This window comes from Sphingopyxis sp. (genome assembly GCF_965279755.1).
Classification (GTDB): Bacteria; Pseudomonadota; Alphaproteobacteria; order Sphingomonadales; family Sphingomonadaceae; genus Sphingopyxis.
This window is the reverse complement of record NZ_OZ257261.1, coordinates 463,934-478,537: the sequence shown is the minus strand read 5'-3', so window position 1 is coordinate 478,537 and position 14,604 is coordinate 463,934. Positions and strand designations below refer to the sequence as shown.

At 64.6% G+C, this 14,604-nt stretch carries 12 protein-coding genes; 6 read left to right on the top strand and 6 right to left on the bottom strand.

Annotation, left to right across the window (positions count from 1 at the left end; all coding sequences use genetic code 11):
• The first annotated feature begins 370 nt into the window (after window positions 1-370).
• Window positions 371-802 carry a hypothetical protein gene (locus ACQY80_RS02290; RefSeq protein ID WP_428683238.1) on the top strand — a complete coding sequence of 144 codons (432 nt, stop codon included), beginning with the start codon at window positions 371-373 and terminating at the stop codon, window positions 800-802.
• 39 nt (window positions 803-841) lie between these two features.
• Here the strand turns inward: ACQY80_RS02290 and ACQY80_RS02285 are convergent, their stop codons facing one another.
• Window positions 842-1,756 (bottom strand): LysR substrate-binding domain-containing protein, encoded by a 915-nt coding sequence (locus tag ACQY80_RS02285; protein ID WP_428683236.1) that lies wholly within the window; start codon window positions 1,754-1,756, stop codon window positions 842-844.
• Window positions 1,757-1,863: 107 nt separating this feature from the next.
• On the opposite strand from ACQY80_RS02285, the gene ACQY80_RS02280 reads away from it, so the two are divergent.
• Together ACQY80_RS02280 and ACQY80_RS02275 are read left to right on the top strand one after the other, a co-directional pair.
• Window positions 1,864-2,628, top strand: a complete 765-nt coding sequence (locus ACQY80_RS02280; RefSeq protein ID WP_428683234.1) for a phytanoyl-CoA dioxygenase family protein — start codon at window positions 1,864-1,866, stop codon at window positions 2,626-2,628.
• An 11-nt stretch (window positions 2,629-2,639) separates the two neighbouring features.
• A complete protein-coding gene (locus ACQY80_RS02275; protein WP_428683232.1) occupies window positions 2,640-3,245 on the top strand; it encodes an NADPH-dependent FMN reductase in 606 nt (201 codons plus the stop codon).
• A 4-nt stretch (window positions 3,246-3,249) separates the two neighbouring features.
• Here the strand turns inward: ACQY80_RS02275 and ACQY80_RS02270 are convergent, their stop codons facing one another.
• Window positions 3,250-4,959: a hypothetical protein gene (locus tag ACQY80_RS02270; protein WP_428683230.1), complete on the bottom strand. Its 1,710-nt coding sequence runs from the start codon at window positions 4,957-4,959 to the stop codon at window positions 3,250-3,252.
• Between the two features lie 739 nt (window positions 4,960-5,698).
• On the opposite strand from ACQY80_RS02270, the gene ACQY80_RS02265 reads away from it, so the two are divergent.
• The 3 genes from ACQY80_RS02265 to ACQY80_RS02255 all read left to right on the top strand — a co-directional run bounded on the left by ACQY80_RS02265 (window position 5,699) and on the right by ACQY80_RS02255 (window position 10,892).
• Entirely contained in the window at window positions 5,699-8,104 is a 2,406-nt protein-coding gene (locus ACQY80_RS02265; protein ID WP_428683228.1) for a TonB-dependent receptor, read from the top strand.
• An 88-nt stretch (window positions 8,105-8,192) separates the two neighbouring features.
• Window positions 8,193-9,146 carry a TauD/TfdA dioxygenase family protein gene (locus ACQY80_RS02260; protein ID WP_428683226.1) on the top strand — a complete coding sequence of 318 codons (954 nt, stop codon included), beginning with the start codon at window positions 8,193-8,195 and terminating at the stop codon, window positions 9,144-9,146.
• Between the two features lie 120 nt (window positions 9,147-9,266).
• Window positions 9,267-10,892, top strand: coding sequence for an arylsulfatase (locus tag ACQY80_RS02255; protein WP_428683224.1), 1,626 nt, complete (start codon window positions 9,267-9,269; stop codon window positions 10,890-10,892).
• A gap of 23 nt (window positions 10,893-10,915) precedes the next feature.
• Here the strand turns inward: ACQY80_RS02255 and rtcA are convergent, their stop codons facing one another.
• From rtcA to ACQY80_RS02235, 4 genes are read right to left on the bottom strand one after another with little or no spacing between them, the layout of a single operon-like run.
• Entirely contained in the window at window positions 10,916-11,932 is a 1,017-nt protein-coding gene (gene rtcA / locus ACQY80_RS02250; protein ID WP_428683223.1) for an RNA 3'-terminal phosphate cyclase, read from the bottom strand.
• Entirely contained in the window at window positions 11,929-12,714 is a 786-nt protein-coding gene (locus tag ACQY80_RS02245; RefSeq protein ID WP_428683221.1) for a nucleotidyltransferase domain-containing protein, read from the bottom strand. Before ACQY80_RS02245 ends, rtcA begins: the two co-directional genes overlap by 4 nt.
• A gap of 10 nt (window positions 12,715-12,724) precedes the next feature.
• Window positions 12,725-13,198, bottom strand: a complete 474-nt coding sequence (locus tag ACQY80_RS02240; RefSeq protein ID WP_428683219.1) for a hypothetical protein — start codon at window positions 13,196-13,198, stop codon at window positions 12,725-12,727.
• Between the two features lie 30 nt (window positions 13,199-13,228).
• On the bottom strand, window positions 13,229-14,455 hold the full coding sequence (locus ACQY80_RS02235; protein WP_428683217.1) for an RtcB family protein: 1,227 nt from the start codon (window positions 14,453-14,455) through the stop codon (window positions 13,229-13,231).
• Between the last annotated feature and the right edge of the window lie 149 nt (window positions 14,456-14,604).

The following is a 14,604-nucleotide window of genomic DNA, read 5'->3' as shown; positions in this document are numbered from 1 at the left end:
CAATGCGCGCAATTATTTTTGTGGTCCAATAGAGAAATGTCGTGATGCCATGTCCGAATACTATGGCTTGCAGGACAGCGCAGGAAGCAGGCGAAATGCTCTGGCTTGCGCGTCGGCCTTGTCATCAGCAACCCTTCCCTTGTCGTGACGGATCGTTCGTCCGCTTCGACATCGGCCGCGAACTTATGTCGCTCACAGCCACGAATCGGCTGAAAGGCGCCATTGCCGACCAGCCGACCTAGGGATGCGCGTCAAAATCATTGCAGTCTAATCGAGAAATGTCGGTCTGTTATGTCCAAATGCTATGACTTGGGCGAATGGCCGCTAGCGACCGATTGCGGACGTTCCAATTCCAAGCCACAGTCGTCTTATGAGCTTTTTGACATTTCGATACCGATATGACGGCACTCCCACCCATGTTCTTGACGACTTCGGTTGGCTGGAGATGCGCGTGGTCACCGAAAGTCGTTCGGGAGTCGGCGGTTTTTGGGTTCAGTGGCAAGATGTAAAGGAGTTTGGCGAAAAGCTCTCGGCGTATCCAATTGACCCCAACGCTCCTCTTACCGAGCATTGGGGTTACAGCGAAAACGGCGAGTATGAGAAGGTTCTAGGAGTTGAAATTGCCCCGGCCGATCCACGCGGAGGCCTGAAAGTCCGCGTTGAAATAGTAGATCAGGATGACCCGACCGACTGCGTCAAAACTTCATTTCAAACGAATTATCCGGACTTGGCGGCATTCCAGCTTGAGATAGCACAGCTGATGGCTGGCGAGATCGAAGAGGCGCGCCTCAGCGGGAGGTGATGTCCGCTTCCCGCTCCAAGGCCGACATCCGCAGGCCGGCTATTTCGACGAAACCACCTGCTGCACATGCGCCAGACACGCCGCCGTTTCGCGCTGCACATCGGTGTTAAGCCATGCCACGATCTCGGGCGTCGGGCCGATGTCGGGCTCCAGCAGCGCGAAATCCAGATAGACCGGCGGCGATATTGGCCGCACCGCGACACCCAGCCGGTGGAAGCGCGGCGCGCTGAACGGCTCGGCGATCGTCACCCCCAGTCCGGCTTCGACGAACGCATATAATATTTGCGAATGCTGGGTCTCCAGCCGCCGCGACACGCTGATGCCCGAATCCTCCAGCGCCGCGTCGATCCCGTTCCACAGCGCATCGGCCTCGTGCATCGGGCCGACGAACTCCTCGCCCGCCAGATCGGCGATCGCCAGCCGATCGCGCTCGGCCAGCGGGTGGTTGGCGGGCAGGATGCACACATATTCGGCGCGCGCGAGCGGCGTCGACCTTATGCCTTCGCGGCCCTGCATATCGACGCCGATGCCAAGGTCCGCCTGACCCAGGAACACGCGTTCCTCGATCGCGCGCTGCCCCAGGGACTCCACGATGATCTTGATGTCGGGATAGAGGATGCGAAAGCGCGCGATCACGGCGGGCAATATCGCCATCGCGATAGCGGCCAGCGCCGCGATCCGGACCGTTCCCACCGGATGAGCGCGAATACGCCGCGCCGCCTGATCGAGCAGGTCGAGACCCGCATAGCTTCGCCGCACAGCTTCATACAGCGCCTGGGCCTGCGCGGTCGGATGCACGCGCGCGCCGCGCCGGTCGAACAGGCGAAAGCCCACCGCGCGCTCCATGTCGGCGATCAGCCGGCTCACCGACGGCTGGCTGATGTTGAGCATCGACGCGGCGGCCGTGATGCCCCCGCTCATCATGACGGCGCGAAACGCCTCGACCTGTCTCATCCGCATCATCCATAGTATAGATGTATGATCGAAGGATGCAATTCGATTGGATGCGATGGATGATCTTTGCGATAGGCTTGGCCATCGAAAAGATACGGGAGAGTGAAATGGATTATTCGGCGCAGCGCGACCAATTCGCGACCGAAGGCTATGCGGTGTTCGAACGCATTCTCGAAGGCCCGCTGCTCGACCTGCTTCGCGAAGAATGCGGCCGCGTCATCGAACGCGAGGACGCCCGTCTCGACAGCCTCGGCGTCGAGGTCGACGGCATCAGCCACAAGGGCAAGCGCTATTTCGCCGGCGAATGCCAGCGCCGTCAGCCCGATCTGCGTGATATGCTGTTCAGCGAGACGATGGCCGATGTCTGCCGCGCGACGCTGGGCGACGATGCCTATTTCTTCTATGACCAATATGTCGTGAAGGGCGCGAGCGAAGGCATGCCGTTCAGCTGGCATCAGGATTCGGGCTATGTCGTCGGCAACGGCGGACCCGCCGATCACAAGCCGTACCTGACCTGCTGGTGCACGCTCGACGATACCACGGTCGCCAACGGCACCGTCCGCATCCTGCCTTTCTCGCAAGCACCCGAAACACGGAACGGCATCGTTCCGCACATCCGCCAGCCCGGCAGCAACGACCTCGTCGGCTACACCGGCGACAGCGAAGGCGTGACGCTCGAGGTTCCGGCGGGCAGCATCGTGGCTTTCTCCAGCCTTGCGCTCCATGCCACCGGATCGAATTCGACCCCGAACATGCGCCGCGTCTATCTCGCGCAATATTCGCCCGAGCCGATCCTCAATCCCGGCACCAATCATCTGCGCCGCAACGCGATCGCCTTCCTGCGCGGCGGCAGTCAGGTCACCTTCAACTGAGGAGCATGGCAATGAGCGGCAAGCGTCCCCTGATCGTCGCCATCGGCGGTAATGCGACACCGGGTGGTTCGGCCGAGCGGCTGCTCCGCGAAACGCTCGCGCGCTGCGAAACCGATGGCGCCGAAACGCGGTTGTTCGCGGGCGAAGCGATCGACCTGCCGATGTACGCACCGCATCGCAGCGAACGCGATCCGCGCGCCGAAGCGCTGACGTCGGCGCTCCGCGCGGCGGACGGCATCATCATCGCCTCGCCCGCCTATCACGGCACCGTGTCCGGCGTGGTCAAGAATGTCCTCGATTATGCGCAGGATCTTGTCACCGACGCGCAGCCCTATTTCGATGGCCGCGCCGTCGGGCTGATCGCGGTCGCGGGGGGATGGCAGGCCGCGGGCAGCACGCTCGCGACGCTGCGCTCGATCACCCATGCGCTGCGCGGCTGGCCGACCCCGATGGCGATCACCGCGAACAGCAGCCAGACGCTGTTCGATCCCGACGGCGTGTTGACCGATCTGGGCATTGCGTCGCAGCTCGATATCATGACCGGACAGGTGATGACCTTCGCCCGGATGAAGCACGCCTACGCTGCCGCGACGGCGAAGACCGCCCAGCTCGCCTGACCGCCTATTGCCCCGCCTGCGGCGTCGCTGGCAAAGGGCTCGCCGGAAACAGGGCGCGGGCAGCCGTCTTCTCGGGTGAATCATAGGCGCCGTAAAGCACCGGTCGCAAAAGCCGCTGCGCAAGGTCGGCTTTGCCTTCCCGAAGCAATTCGCCGCCCATCAGCAGCCGCGGCCCGGGCGCCGCCGGGGCGCGCGCGGCGATCCGGGCCAGCCCGGCCATCGCGGTTTCCGGCGCCGGTTCGCCTGCCCGTACGAAGCTCTGGAAATATCCGGTGACGGCAACCGCATCGTCCGGATCCCCCTCGATCGCGCGCGTCAGCGTCTGACGTGCCTTGCCAAGCGCTGCTGCGCGCTCGCCCGGCGGACCGGCCAGTGCCTTTCCGACCAAAGCGACGCCTTGCCATGCGAGCGCCCGCGCATTTTGCGGCACCTGCTCCAGAACCCGGCTCGCGTCGGCGAGGCATGCGTCGGGCTCCGCACTGCGGCATTCGGCCTCGACCGCAACCAGCGCCGCGTCGGCGTCGAAGGGCAGGCCGGCCAGCCTGCTGCGGAGCCCGTCGATCCATGGTGCGGGGATGGTCTCGCCCGCATTCGCCAGCACTGGCGGCAAATCGCCCAGACGCAGTTGCGCCTCGATCACCGCCTCGCCGGCGGGTGACAGCAGCGTCACGACTGGCGGCGCGGGGATCGCTTCGGGGATATCGGCACGAGCGAAATAGATCTTCCGCGATGCATAGCCGGCAATGTCGCGGTTCAGCCGGCCGAGATCGCCGAAAGCTTGAGCCGCTTCGGCCTGTGTGGCGCCCCGGCCAATCGCCGCCATATAGCGGTCGAACGAGTCGCGAACCGCAGGGCGAGCATCGGAAAATACGAAATAGTGGGTAATCAGCCAAGCGTGATAGGGCGTCCAGCGCATCGTGCGCGACGGCGCGTCGAGGTAGGTTCCCGTCAGCACCGCGCGCGCATTGATGTCGCCGAAGGACCGGAACACCAGCTTGTAGCGGTCCGGCGGCTGCGCATAGTCGAGCGCGCCATTCTTGCGCACCTTGATCGTCGAGAAGAGCGCGCCGACGCCGTCGAGATACCAGCGCGGATAGGCGGCGGGGACATTCGCGAGGATGAAATGCTGCGCAAAGGCCGAATAGAGCACCGCCTCCCACGACCGGCCGATCGGGACGGCGTTGGGATCGGTCTTTCCCATGCAGAATTTGTCGTCGGCGGCGAGCTCATCGCAAAAGCGGTTGCGCGCAATCGCGGTGTCGAGGTCGATGATCTGGTCGCGGCGGACGACCGCCAGCATCGTGCCGTCGGCGCGGGGATCATAATAGCGCTGATCGGCGAACGCGTCGGCAAAGGGACCTTCGCCGAACCGGGGTTTCAGCCCGCGCAGAGCCGTATCGTCGTCGAGCAAGAGGACGTGCAATTTCGGGACGCCCGATGCGGGCTCGGTGGAGCCATAGAGGCGCGTCATCAGCGCGTGCAGTCGCTCCAGAGTCTCGGTCACGCGAACCAGCTCGGGCTCGCTGCCGTTGCTCTGCACCACGACATGCTCTGTTTCGGCCTGTTTCCAGCCGCTGCGCTTCTGCGGTTTGGGCGCGGCCGTGACGACAATCTCGGGCTTTGCGGTAGCGGGGCCGGGTTCGGCGCGTGCGGCAAGGGGCGCCAGCGCGAACAATCCGAAAAGGGCGGCGAGCCGCCAGCGTCCGATCGACATGCGTCCCATTCCATGCTTGTGCGCGGCACTCCGGCTGGAGGCTTTGACTTTATAGGGAATTCGCATCGGGGCGAAAAGCAGGATCGGATGACAGGGACGGTTTCGCGTCATCGCCGACCCGATCGGCAGCTTCGGCTCGGCGCCTGAAAGAAATTCTTCATCGCAAAAAGCCAGCCTTCGCATTGACGAAGGCAATATCTATCTTTTAAGTTGAGATTGTCATCCGGAACTGGTCGGGACGGGTGACGGGCTCTCCCGCTCCTTTTTCCGACCCGCGGCTTTTGACCGGGAAGCAGCTTGCTCCGCGTAACCAACGGCTAAAGCGCGTGATGCTCGGGCGACAGCGCCAGGCATTGCGTTCCCCCCAGAAGGGGTATTGCGATGCATATGTGTAGCACCAGTTTCTAGACGAGCGCCGATGACGCCGTGCTTCGGGTAGCGGACCGACCGCGCCCGGACCCGGCCTCGGCAAATCCTTTCATCGTGGCCGCGCCTCCCTTTCGTTAGGACGCCGTGCGGCTTTGCGTCCGGCGCATGCGTGCGCCGGCGACAGGTGATTCATGCCCTTGCTGACCCAATCCGACCTGTCGGATCTGGCCCGCTATCCTGCGTCCCTGCGCAGCGCCGCCCGTGCGCTGTGGGGGGCGGAGCTGGCGGCCGCCCGATCCGGCGCGGCGCCCCGCGCCACCATTCATCACATCAAAAAGGGGGCGGGACTGCCGCCCGGGGAAATATCGTAATGACCGCAAAATTCTCTCCCGAACAGCGTTTGAAGTTCCTGCTCGGTGCGGCGCTGCTTGTCCCGGCGGCGCCCGCCTTTGCGGCCGAGGCAGCGACGGCTGATGCCGGCGCTGCCGAGGCGGCGGTCGATGCCGCGGCCGAATATGACGGCTCCGAAATCATCGTATCGGCGCGGCGCCGCGATGAAAGCGCACAGGACGTGCCGATCGCACTGTCGGTCGTGGGTGCCGAAACGCTCGAAAAGACCGGCAATTACACGCTGACCCAGATCCAGCAGATTGTCCCGAGCCTGCAGGTGTTCAGCTTCAATCCGCGCAACACCAATATCAACATCCGCGGGCTCGGCAGCAATGTCGCGCTGACCAACGACGGGCTCGAGAACGGCGTCGGCTTCTATATCGACAATGTCTACTACGGCCGTGTCGGCCAGACCCAGTTCGACCTTGTCGACCTGCAACAGATCGAGGTGCTGCGCGGACCGCAGGGGACATTGTTCGGAAAGAACACCACCTCCGGTGCGATCAACATTACGTCGCGCAGACCCAGCTTCGACCCCGAGTTTTCGGGCGAGGCGAGCGTCGGTGACTATGGCTATTACCAGCTTCGCGGTTCGGCATCGGGCGGCCTGATCGACAATCTGCTCGCCGTGCGCCTCAGCGGCTCGGTGACCGAGCGGCGGGGTTTTCTCTACAACACCACCCAGAACGAGCGCGCACAGGATTATTCGAACTGGAGCGTGCGCGGGCAACTGCTGTTCACGCCGGGCGCCGATCTCGAGGTCAGGATCATCGGCGACTTTTCGCGCCAGAAGCAGAACCATGTCCTCAACGTCTTTGCCAACTATTTCGGCACCTATGACAATGGCGCGACGATCGCGAACAACTTCGCCCAGCGCGCCGCGCGCTTCCCGGGCTACACCTTTCCGACGATCAACCCTTTCGCCCGGCTGGGTGAGGCCGACGGCCATTATCAGTCGAACATGGACGGCTATGGCGTGTCGGGGCAAGTCGACTGGGACGTCGGCCCGGCAAAGCTGACCTCGATCACCGCCTACCGCTGGTGGGACTGGAATCCCGCGAACGACGGCGATTCCACATCACTACCGGTCATCACCAAGGCACAGCAGGCGAACCGCCAGCGCCAGTTCAGCCAGGAATTGCGGCTCGCCTCGGATACCGAGGGGCCGATCGACTATGTCGTCGGCGCCTATTATTTCTGGCAGATTATTCGCGGTTATGGCGCCACGGCCTATGGTCCTGCGGCGGGCCTGTGGAATCTGCCGACCGTTCCGGCTGCCGTCAGCAATGCCGCGCTCAACGGGTTCGAGGCCAATTCGACCTCCGATCCGCGGACGCGCAGCTACGCCCTGTTCGGCCAGCTCGACTGGAAATTCGCCGACCGGCTGACGCTGACGGCGGGCCTCCGCTTCACGCACGAGAAGAAGGACGGCTCGTTCAACCAATATCATGTCGCGGGTATCGACCTGTCGACGCTCCCGGCGGCGACCGCGGCGGCCGCACTGGCGATCCGCAACCAGTTCAACCCGCTGGTCAGCTATTCGACGGCCTTCACCGACAACAGCCTTTCCGGGCTTGCGACGCTCTCGTGGCAATTTTCGGATGACGCGCTTGCCTATGCGACCTACTCGCGCGGCAACAAGTCGGGCGGCCTCAACCTCACGAACCTGCCAGCCGGGATCGATCCCAATGTCGCGCCCGAAAAGGTCGACAGCTACGAACTGGGCATCAAGTCGCAGTGGTTCGACCGCAAGGTCACGCTGAATGTTGCGGGCTACTGGACCGAGATCAGCGACTATCAGACCGCGATCACCGAACAGGTGCCGAACACGGTCAATGTCCGCCAGTATATCGCGAACATCCCCGGCGTGCGCTCGCGCGGTGTCGAAGGCGACCTCAGCTTCGCGCCGAGCAGCCGCGCAAGTTTCTATGCCTCGGTTGCCTATGCCGACACGACCTACAGCGACTATCCGAATGCGCCGCAGGCGCCCGAGCGGCTCAACCTCGGTTCGATCCAGGATCTGACCGGCAAGCAGCTCCCCGGCGTTCCGAAATTCACCTACACGCTCGGCGGCGACGTTTCGGCCCCGCTCGGCAATCTCGGTGGCCGCGACCTGTCGGCATATCTTCACGCCGATTATTCGCATCGCTCGACCTTCAATACCTCGTCGAGCGACAGCGCCTATGCCGACGTTCCCGCTTACAGCATCGCGAACGCGCGTATCGGGTTCCGGACCGACGATGGCCTGCTCGACCTGTCGGTCTGGGCGCGCAACCTGTTCGACAAGAATTATTTCCAGACATTGTCGCCCGGTGTGACCGGCCTCGTCACGGCGCTGATCGGTGAACCGCGAACCGTCGGCCTGACCCTCAGGACCAAATTGTGATGCCTGCCGAAATTCCCGAAATTCGCCGCCAGCCGGATCGGGCTGCCGCCGGATACCCCCGCCGTCCAACCCCTTTAGGAGACTGACAATGACGGATCTTCACAACAGCTACGCCAACGCCCGTGACAAGAGCATCGACCTCGACGTCACCCCGGTGACCGGCACGATCGGCGCCATCGTGAACGGCGTTCAGCTTTCGGGCGATCTGCCCGCGGCAACGGTACAGGCGATCCAGGCCGCGCTGGTCCGGCACAAGGTGCTCTTCTTCCGCGACCAGCAGCATCTGGCCGACGCCGAGCATGAGGATTTCGCCGCGCTGCTCGGCGATCCGGTCGCGCATCCGACGGTGCCGGTCGCCGAAGGCTCGCGCTACCTGCTCGAGCTCGACAGCAAGGAAGGCTATGCTGCGTCGAGCTGGCATACCGACGTCACCTTCGTCGATGCCTATCCCAAGGCATCGATCCTGCGCGCGATCACCATTCCCGAAGCCGGCGGCGATACGCAGTGGGCGAATGGCGAAACCGCCTATGAGGGCCTGCCCGAGGCGCTCCGCCAGCTCGTCAACACCCTCTGGGCCACGCACACGAATCTCTATGACTATGCGTCGATCCTGCAGTCCGCGCCCGACGCCGAAAGCGCGGCGAAGCGGATCAGGGAGCATCGCAATGTCTTTGCCTCGACCGTGTACGAGACCGAGCATCCAGTCGTCCGCGTCCATCCGGTGAGCGGTCAGCGCAGCCTGCTCCTCGGCCATTTCGTCAAGCAGTTCGTCGGGCTGAACCAGGTCGACAGCGCGCGGCTGTTCCAGACGCTGCAGGAGCATATCACCAAGCCCGAAAATGTCGTGCGCTGGCGCTGGAAGCAAGGTGACGTCGCGATCTGGGACAATCAGGCCACCCAGCACCGCGCAACCGCCGACTTCGGGCTCCAGCGCCGCACGCTGCGCCGCGCGACGATCCACGGCGAGGTGCCGGTCGCGATCGACGGACGTCAGAGCCGCACCGTGCGACAGGAAAAGGCGGTTCAGTACGAGCCCGCCTGATCGAAACAGGCCGGCGTTACCGACTCTCCTCCCTTCTGCGACTGCGCCGGTCCAGACTGCGGCGTGCCCGGGTTTCATTCGCCCGCGGCGCGCCGCCCTTCCTTGTTCAGGGGTATCCGGATGAAACGCCTCGCGTCACTGTTGCTCGCTCTTGTCGTTGTTGCCGCGCCGGTGCAGGCGAAGGAGCGCCGCCCGAATTTTCTGGTCATCGTGGCGGACGATCTGGGCTATTCGGATCTCGGCGCTTTCGGTGGCGAGATCCGCACTCCCAATCTCGACCGCCTCGCGCTCGCCGGCATCCGGCTCGCGGGCTTCCACACCGCGCCGACCTGCTCGCCGACGCGCTCGATGCTGATGTCGGGAACCGACAATCACCTTGCCGGGCTCGGCACGATGGCCGAGCTGATCCGTCCCAACCAGAAGGGCCAGCCCGGTTATGAAGGCTACTTGCGCCGCGATGTCGCGACGCTGGCCGAGCGCCTGTCGGACGGTGGCTATCGCACATTGTTCTCGGGCAAATGGCACCTCGGCCTGACTCCCGAACAAGACCCGCACGCGCGGGGTTTCCAGCGCAGCTTCGCATTGCTTCAGGGCGGGCATAATCATTTCGGCACCGACGTCGGCACCACCGCGACCTACACCGAACAGGGCAAAGCACTGACGAAACTCCCGGCCGGTTTCTATTCGAGCGACTATTTCGCGAGCCGGTTGATCGCCTTCCTTGGCGAGCGGCCGGGGAAGCGGGCGAGCCAGCCCTTCTTCGCCTATCTCGCTTTCACCGCGCCGCACTGGCCGTTGCAGGCGCATGCCGATGATATCGCGCGGTACAAGGGGCGCTATGACGCGGGTTTCGAGGTGCTACGCCAGCAACGCCTCGCCCGTCAGCGCGAGCTGGGCATCCTGTCCGCCGATGCCGCCCCGCACACGCCGCGCAATCGCGACGGCAGCTGGGATTCGCTGACGGCGGAGCAACAGCGGACCGCCGCGCGCAACATGGAAATCTATGCCGCGATGGTCGACCGGCTTGACCAGAATGTCGGCCGCGTGGTCGAGGCGCTGCGCGCATCGGGCGAGCTCGACAATACGGTGATCATCTTCCTCGCCGACAATGGCGCCGAGGCGCTCGATGCCGAGACGACGGGCGCCGAGATGCTCGGCCGTTATCTGAAGGATGCCGATAACAGCTTCGCAAATCGCGGCACGGCGTCGTCCTATGTCACCTATGGCGCCGGCTGGGCGCAGGCGGCGACGGCGCCGTCGTGGCTGACCAAGGGCTATCAGAGCGAGGGGGGCACGCGCACCGTCGCCTTCATCAGCGGCGCGGGCATTCCGCGCCGCGCCAGCGCCGAGCGCCAGTTCCTCTCGGTCGCCGATATCGCGCCGACGCTCGTCGAGCTTGGCGGCGGCAATGTGCGGGCGACCGAGGTGGGGGGCAGGGCGGTGCGGCCGGTCACCGGCCGGTCGTGGGCGTCGTGGCTGCGCGATCCCGCCGCCCGCGTCTATGGCGCGGAGGACGGCGTCGGCGGCGAACTGTTCGGCTCGCGCGCCTGGCGCCAGGGCGACTGGAAGCTGACCGACATCGGCGATGGCGTCTGGCGCCTGTTCAACCTCGCAAGCGACCCCGGCGAAACGCGCGACCTGTCGCTCGCCGAGCCGGCGCGCCGCGATGCCTTCGCGGCGGCGTGGGATCGCTACGCGCGCGACGTCGGTGTCGTCGCGCCCGATGCGATCCCGTACCGGCCATAAGGGCGACGACTAGGGTCAAGACTCTAGGCGATCACCTCGACCAGATTGCTGTCGCCATTCGTCGACGTGCGGAACCGGGTGCCCGTGAACCGCTCGATCAGGCTCATCGCCGTCCGGCTATGCTCGCTGATCTTGACCGCGGTAAAGACGCCACCGCGTGCCAGCGCCAACGGCAACAGCAACTGGTCCTGCAGATAGGGGCCGGCAAAGGCGCCCGACGCCACATAGCCTGCCAGACGCTTTGCGGCGGTCGTCGCCAGACGTTCGGCGGGAACGCCGAGCTTGCCGAACGCCGACATGACCTCGGTCACATGGTCGAAGCGCGCCTCGATCAGCAATGCGTTGCCCGGTCCCTGATCGGCGGGAAGCTGGCGCGGCGCGAACGCCTCAGCCGGCCAGTCGACAAGAACCTTCCGTGCCGCCGTCAGTTCGCGGTCCGCAATGTCGAACGGCACGCCCGCGACGATCGCGGTCGCCTGCACCGGTCCCGCCGCGCCGCGCTCGATGCACTCGACAGGACGCAGCGGCGCCGGCACGATATCGATCTCGATCCGCCCGCCGCCGCGCGGATAAAAGCCGTGGCGGACCAGCCGCGCCGATACGGTCGGCCCCATCCGGTTGATGACGGGCAGCAGCGTGCGCTCGATAAATTCGAACGGCGGCGCTGCCATCGCGTGCGTGCCGCCCTCGATCACCAGATGCGACGGGGCGTCGGCCATCATCAGCGGCACGAGAACCGTCTGGAGGACCAGCCCCGTGCTGCCCGCGGTGCCGACTGCGAAATGATAGCTGCCGGGCGTGATCCGGCCGGGGCGGAACGATATGCTGTTCGACCCGACCGCCAGCCCGCTGCATTCGGCGCCCCCGATCACGCACGCGGCCTCGATCGCGGTCACATGCTGGCGCATGAGCCCCGGCTTCTCGCGACCGCCGCGGATATTCTCGATCTTGAAAGGCTGACCGGTCAGCAGCGCCAGCGCACACGCATAGCGCAGCACCTGTCCGCCGCCTTCGCCTTCGGATCCGTCGATGATGATCATTGTTCGTCTTCTACCAATTCCAGAAACAGGTCATTCGCCTCGGCGGCAAACGCCTCGCTCGATGAACGCGCCGGCACCTCGCCCGCACGCGCCAGTTCATCGGCGATCAGCGCGTCGATTTCGGGAACACGTGCAATCGGTCCCGCTTCACGCGTTTCCGCCTTCATCGCCACCAGCCGTTCGATTTCTTCGCGGACCGATGGCGCCAGCGCCGCCTCCACCATCAACTGCTGCAATTGCATCGGTGGCCGGCGTGACGGATCGAGCCGCAACACGCGGATCGCCAGCGCCGGGCGCAGCGCATAGAAATAGCGCTTCACCGCGACATTGCTTTCGTCCTGCAGCCAGCGCGCTACCGACGTGCGCCCGAGCTTCGCATAGTGCAGCGCAAAGCCGTTGGGGTCGAAATGGCGATCGATGAGTTCGGCCATCCGCGCGATCACCGGGTCGGCGCCGCGATAGTGGATCGGCGATTCGATCCACTCGGACAGCACCGAATTGTTGCGCAGCATCAGTTCGAGCGCCTTATGGATATCCCAGCCGTTCAGATCGATCTCGTCGACGATCGGGCGCTCGATCACATCACGCACCGGGCTCAGCGCCAGATAGTCGCGGCGCGGCCGGGCATAGAGGAAGCGCACGTCATAATCGCTGTCGGGGGAGGGGAATCCCCACGCGCGCGACCCCGATTCGATCGCGAGCAGCAGGCGCACGCCATCATCCGCCTCGACGGCGGACAGACGGGTTTCGATTTCTTGCCGAACGGCGGGTGCGATGCTCATCTTTTTCCAACTACTGTTCATAATGTCCGGCGGACCAAGGCATCCACCAGAACCACCAGCCCTTTTCCTTGCGATCGTCGGACGTTGCTATGCCGAAATCGCCGATCCCGACTTCCACTTCTGCAAAAGCCGCTAGCAGGCTGCGAAGCCGCTTGTTCCCGAAGGTCAGGATCAGCCGCTCGCCGTCCTCCTCCATCGTCAGTTCGCCGGCGTCAGGCTCGAAGGCGATCCGTATCGTCGTGAAGCGATCCGACTTGGGTTCTCCATAGTTGGGAACCGAGGAGATCGCCGGGGTCACCTGCCCGAGCCGCATCGTCCTATGACAAACCTTGCCGCCCGCCATCCGGTCGATGAGGTCGCATATCGAACGGCACCCCGCCGGATTACCGGTGAAATGCCATTCGCCCGCGTGCTTGTTGCGTTTCGGATAGCGCCAGACGAAAATCCGGCCTTCCTGCCGCCATTCTGCGACCCGCTCGTCCATCCTGTCCCCCCGATGGCGGCGTGAAGGGGGTCATCCCTTCACGCACACCACCTGCTTCAGCGTATGGACGATCTCGACGAGGTCGGCTTGCGCCGCCATCACCGCCTCGATCGGCTTGTACGCCTTCGGCGTTTCGTCGATGACGCCTTCGTCCTTGCGGCATTCGACGCCCGCGGTGTCGGCGATATGCTCGTCGAGGGTGACGAGCTTTTTCGCCGCGGTGCGGCTCATGACGCGGCCCGCGCCATGGCTGCAGCTATCGAAAGACTCGGTGTTGCCCAGCCCGCGCACGATGAACGATTTCGCGCCCATCGAACCCGGGATGATCCCCATCGTTCCTTTCGCCGCGCGCACCGCCCCCTTGCGGGTAACGAGCACATTCTCGCCGAAGTGATTCTCGCGCGTCACATAATTGTGATGGCAATTCACAGCTTCGGCTTCGGCCTCGAAGGGCTTGGCGATCTGGAGGCGGAGCGCGGCGATGACGTTCGTCATCATCATGCGCCGGTTCAGCGCGGCAAAGTCCTGCGCCCAGCCCACCGCCTCGACATAATCGTCGAAATGGTCGGTCCCTTCCGGGAAATAGGCGAGGTCTTCATCGGGCAGGTTGATGAAGTATTTGCGCATGTCCTTCTTCGCCAGTTCGATGAAGTAGGTGCCGATCGCATTGCCGACCCCGCGCGATCCCGAATGCAGCATTACCCACACCCGCGCCTCGGTATCGAGGCACAGCTCGATGAAATGGTTTCCCGTTCCGAGCGTCCCCAGATGCGTCAGGTTATTGGTGTTCTTCAGCCGCGGATGTTTGGCGACGATGCGTCCGAAACGCTCGGCGAGCGTCGCCCAGGCATCGACGATGGCCTGCGGGGGATCGCCCCACGAACCATGGTCGCGCTGGCCGCGCCCGACCGACCGGCCGTGCGGAACCGCTGCCTCGATCGCGCTGCGGATACCCTCCAGCGTGTCGGGCAGGTCGTGCGCCATCAGCGTCGTGCGCGCCGCCATCATGCCGCAGCCGATGTCGACGCCGACCGCCGCGGGGATTACCGCGCCCTTGGTCGGGATCACCGATCCGACCGTGGCGCCGATGCCGACATGGACGTCGGGCATCGCGGCGACATGCTTGAACACGAACGGCATTTTCGCCGCCTTGGTCAGCTGCGCGCGCGCCATATCCTCGACGGGGACGCCGCGCGTCCACATTTTGACCGGGCGTCCGCCCTCGACATTCATCACTTCATAGGTCGTCTGGGTCATGGCGGACCTCCCTTCGCTTCCTTGCGGCAAGTGCGCCGCAATGGCGAGCTTCCCGAATATCTCGTGCGCGGACCTTTGGGGCGACCGGCCGAGTCCGGTCGCCCCTCCGTCCCGCATGCCGGGTGACGTGATACCCGACACCCATAGCA

Coding starts and splice junctions, on each gene's coding strand:
- ACQY80_RS02290 (WP_428683238.1), top strand. CDS start 371: ATGAGCTTTTTGACATTTCGATACCGATATGACGGCACTCCCACCCAT.
- ACQY80_RS02285 (WP_428683236.1), bottom strand. CDS start 1,756: ATGAGACAGGTCGAGGCGTTTCGCGCCGTCATGATGAGCGGGGGCATC.
- ACQY80_RS02280 (WP_428683234.1), top strand. CDS start 1,864: ATGGATTATTCGGCGCAGCGCGACCAATTCGCGACCGAAGGCTATGCG.
- ACQY80_RS02275 (WP_428683232.1), top strand. CDS start 2,640: ATGAGCGGCAAGCGTCCCCTGATCGTCGCCATCGGCGGTAATGCGACA.
- ACQY80_RS02270 (WP_428683230.1), bottom strand. CDS start 4,959: ATGTCGATCGGACGCTGGCGGCTCGCCGCCCTTTTCGGATTGTTCGCG.
- ACQY80_RS02265 (WP_428683228.1), top strand. CDS start 5,699: ATGACCGCAAAATTCTCTCCCGAACAGCGTTTGAAGTTCCTGCTCGGT.
- ACQY80_RS02260 (WP_428683226.1), top strand. CDS start 8,193: ATGACGGATCTTCACAACAGCTACGCCAACGCCCGTGACAAGAGCATC.
- ACQY80_RS02255 (WP_428683224.1), top strand. CDS start 9,267: ATGAAACGCCTCGCGTCACTGTTGCTCGCTCTTGTCGTTGTTGCCGCG.
- rtcA (WP_428683223.1), bottom strand. CDS start 11,932: ATGATCATCATCGACGGATCCGAAGGCGAAGGCGGCGGACAGGTGCTG.
- ACQY80_RS02245 (WP_428683221.1), bottom strand. CDS start 12,714: ATGAGCATCGCACCCGCCGTTCGGCAAGAAATCGAAACCCGTCTGTCC.
- ACQY80_RS02240 (WP_428683219.1), bottom strand. CDS start 13,198: ATGGACGAGCGGGTCGCAGAATGGCGGCAGGAAGGCCGGATTTTCGTC.
- ACQY80_RS02235 (WP_428683217.1), bottom strand. CDS start 14,455: ATGACCCAGACGACCTATGAAGTGATGAATGTCGAGGGCGGACGCCCG.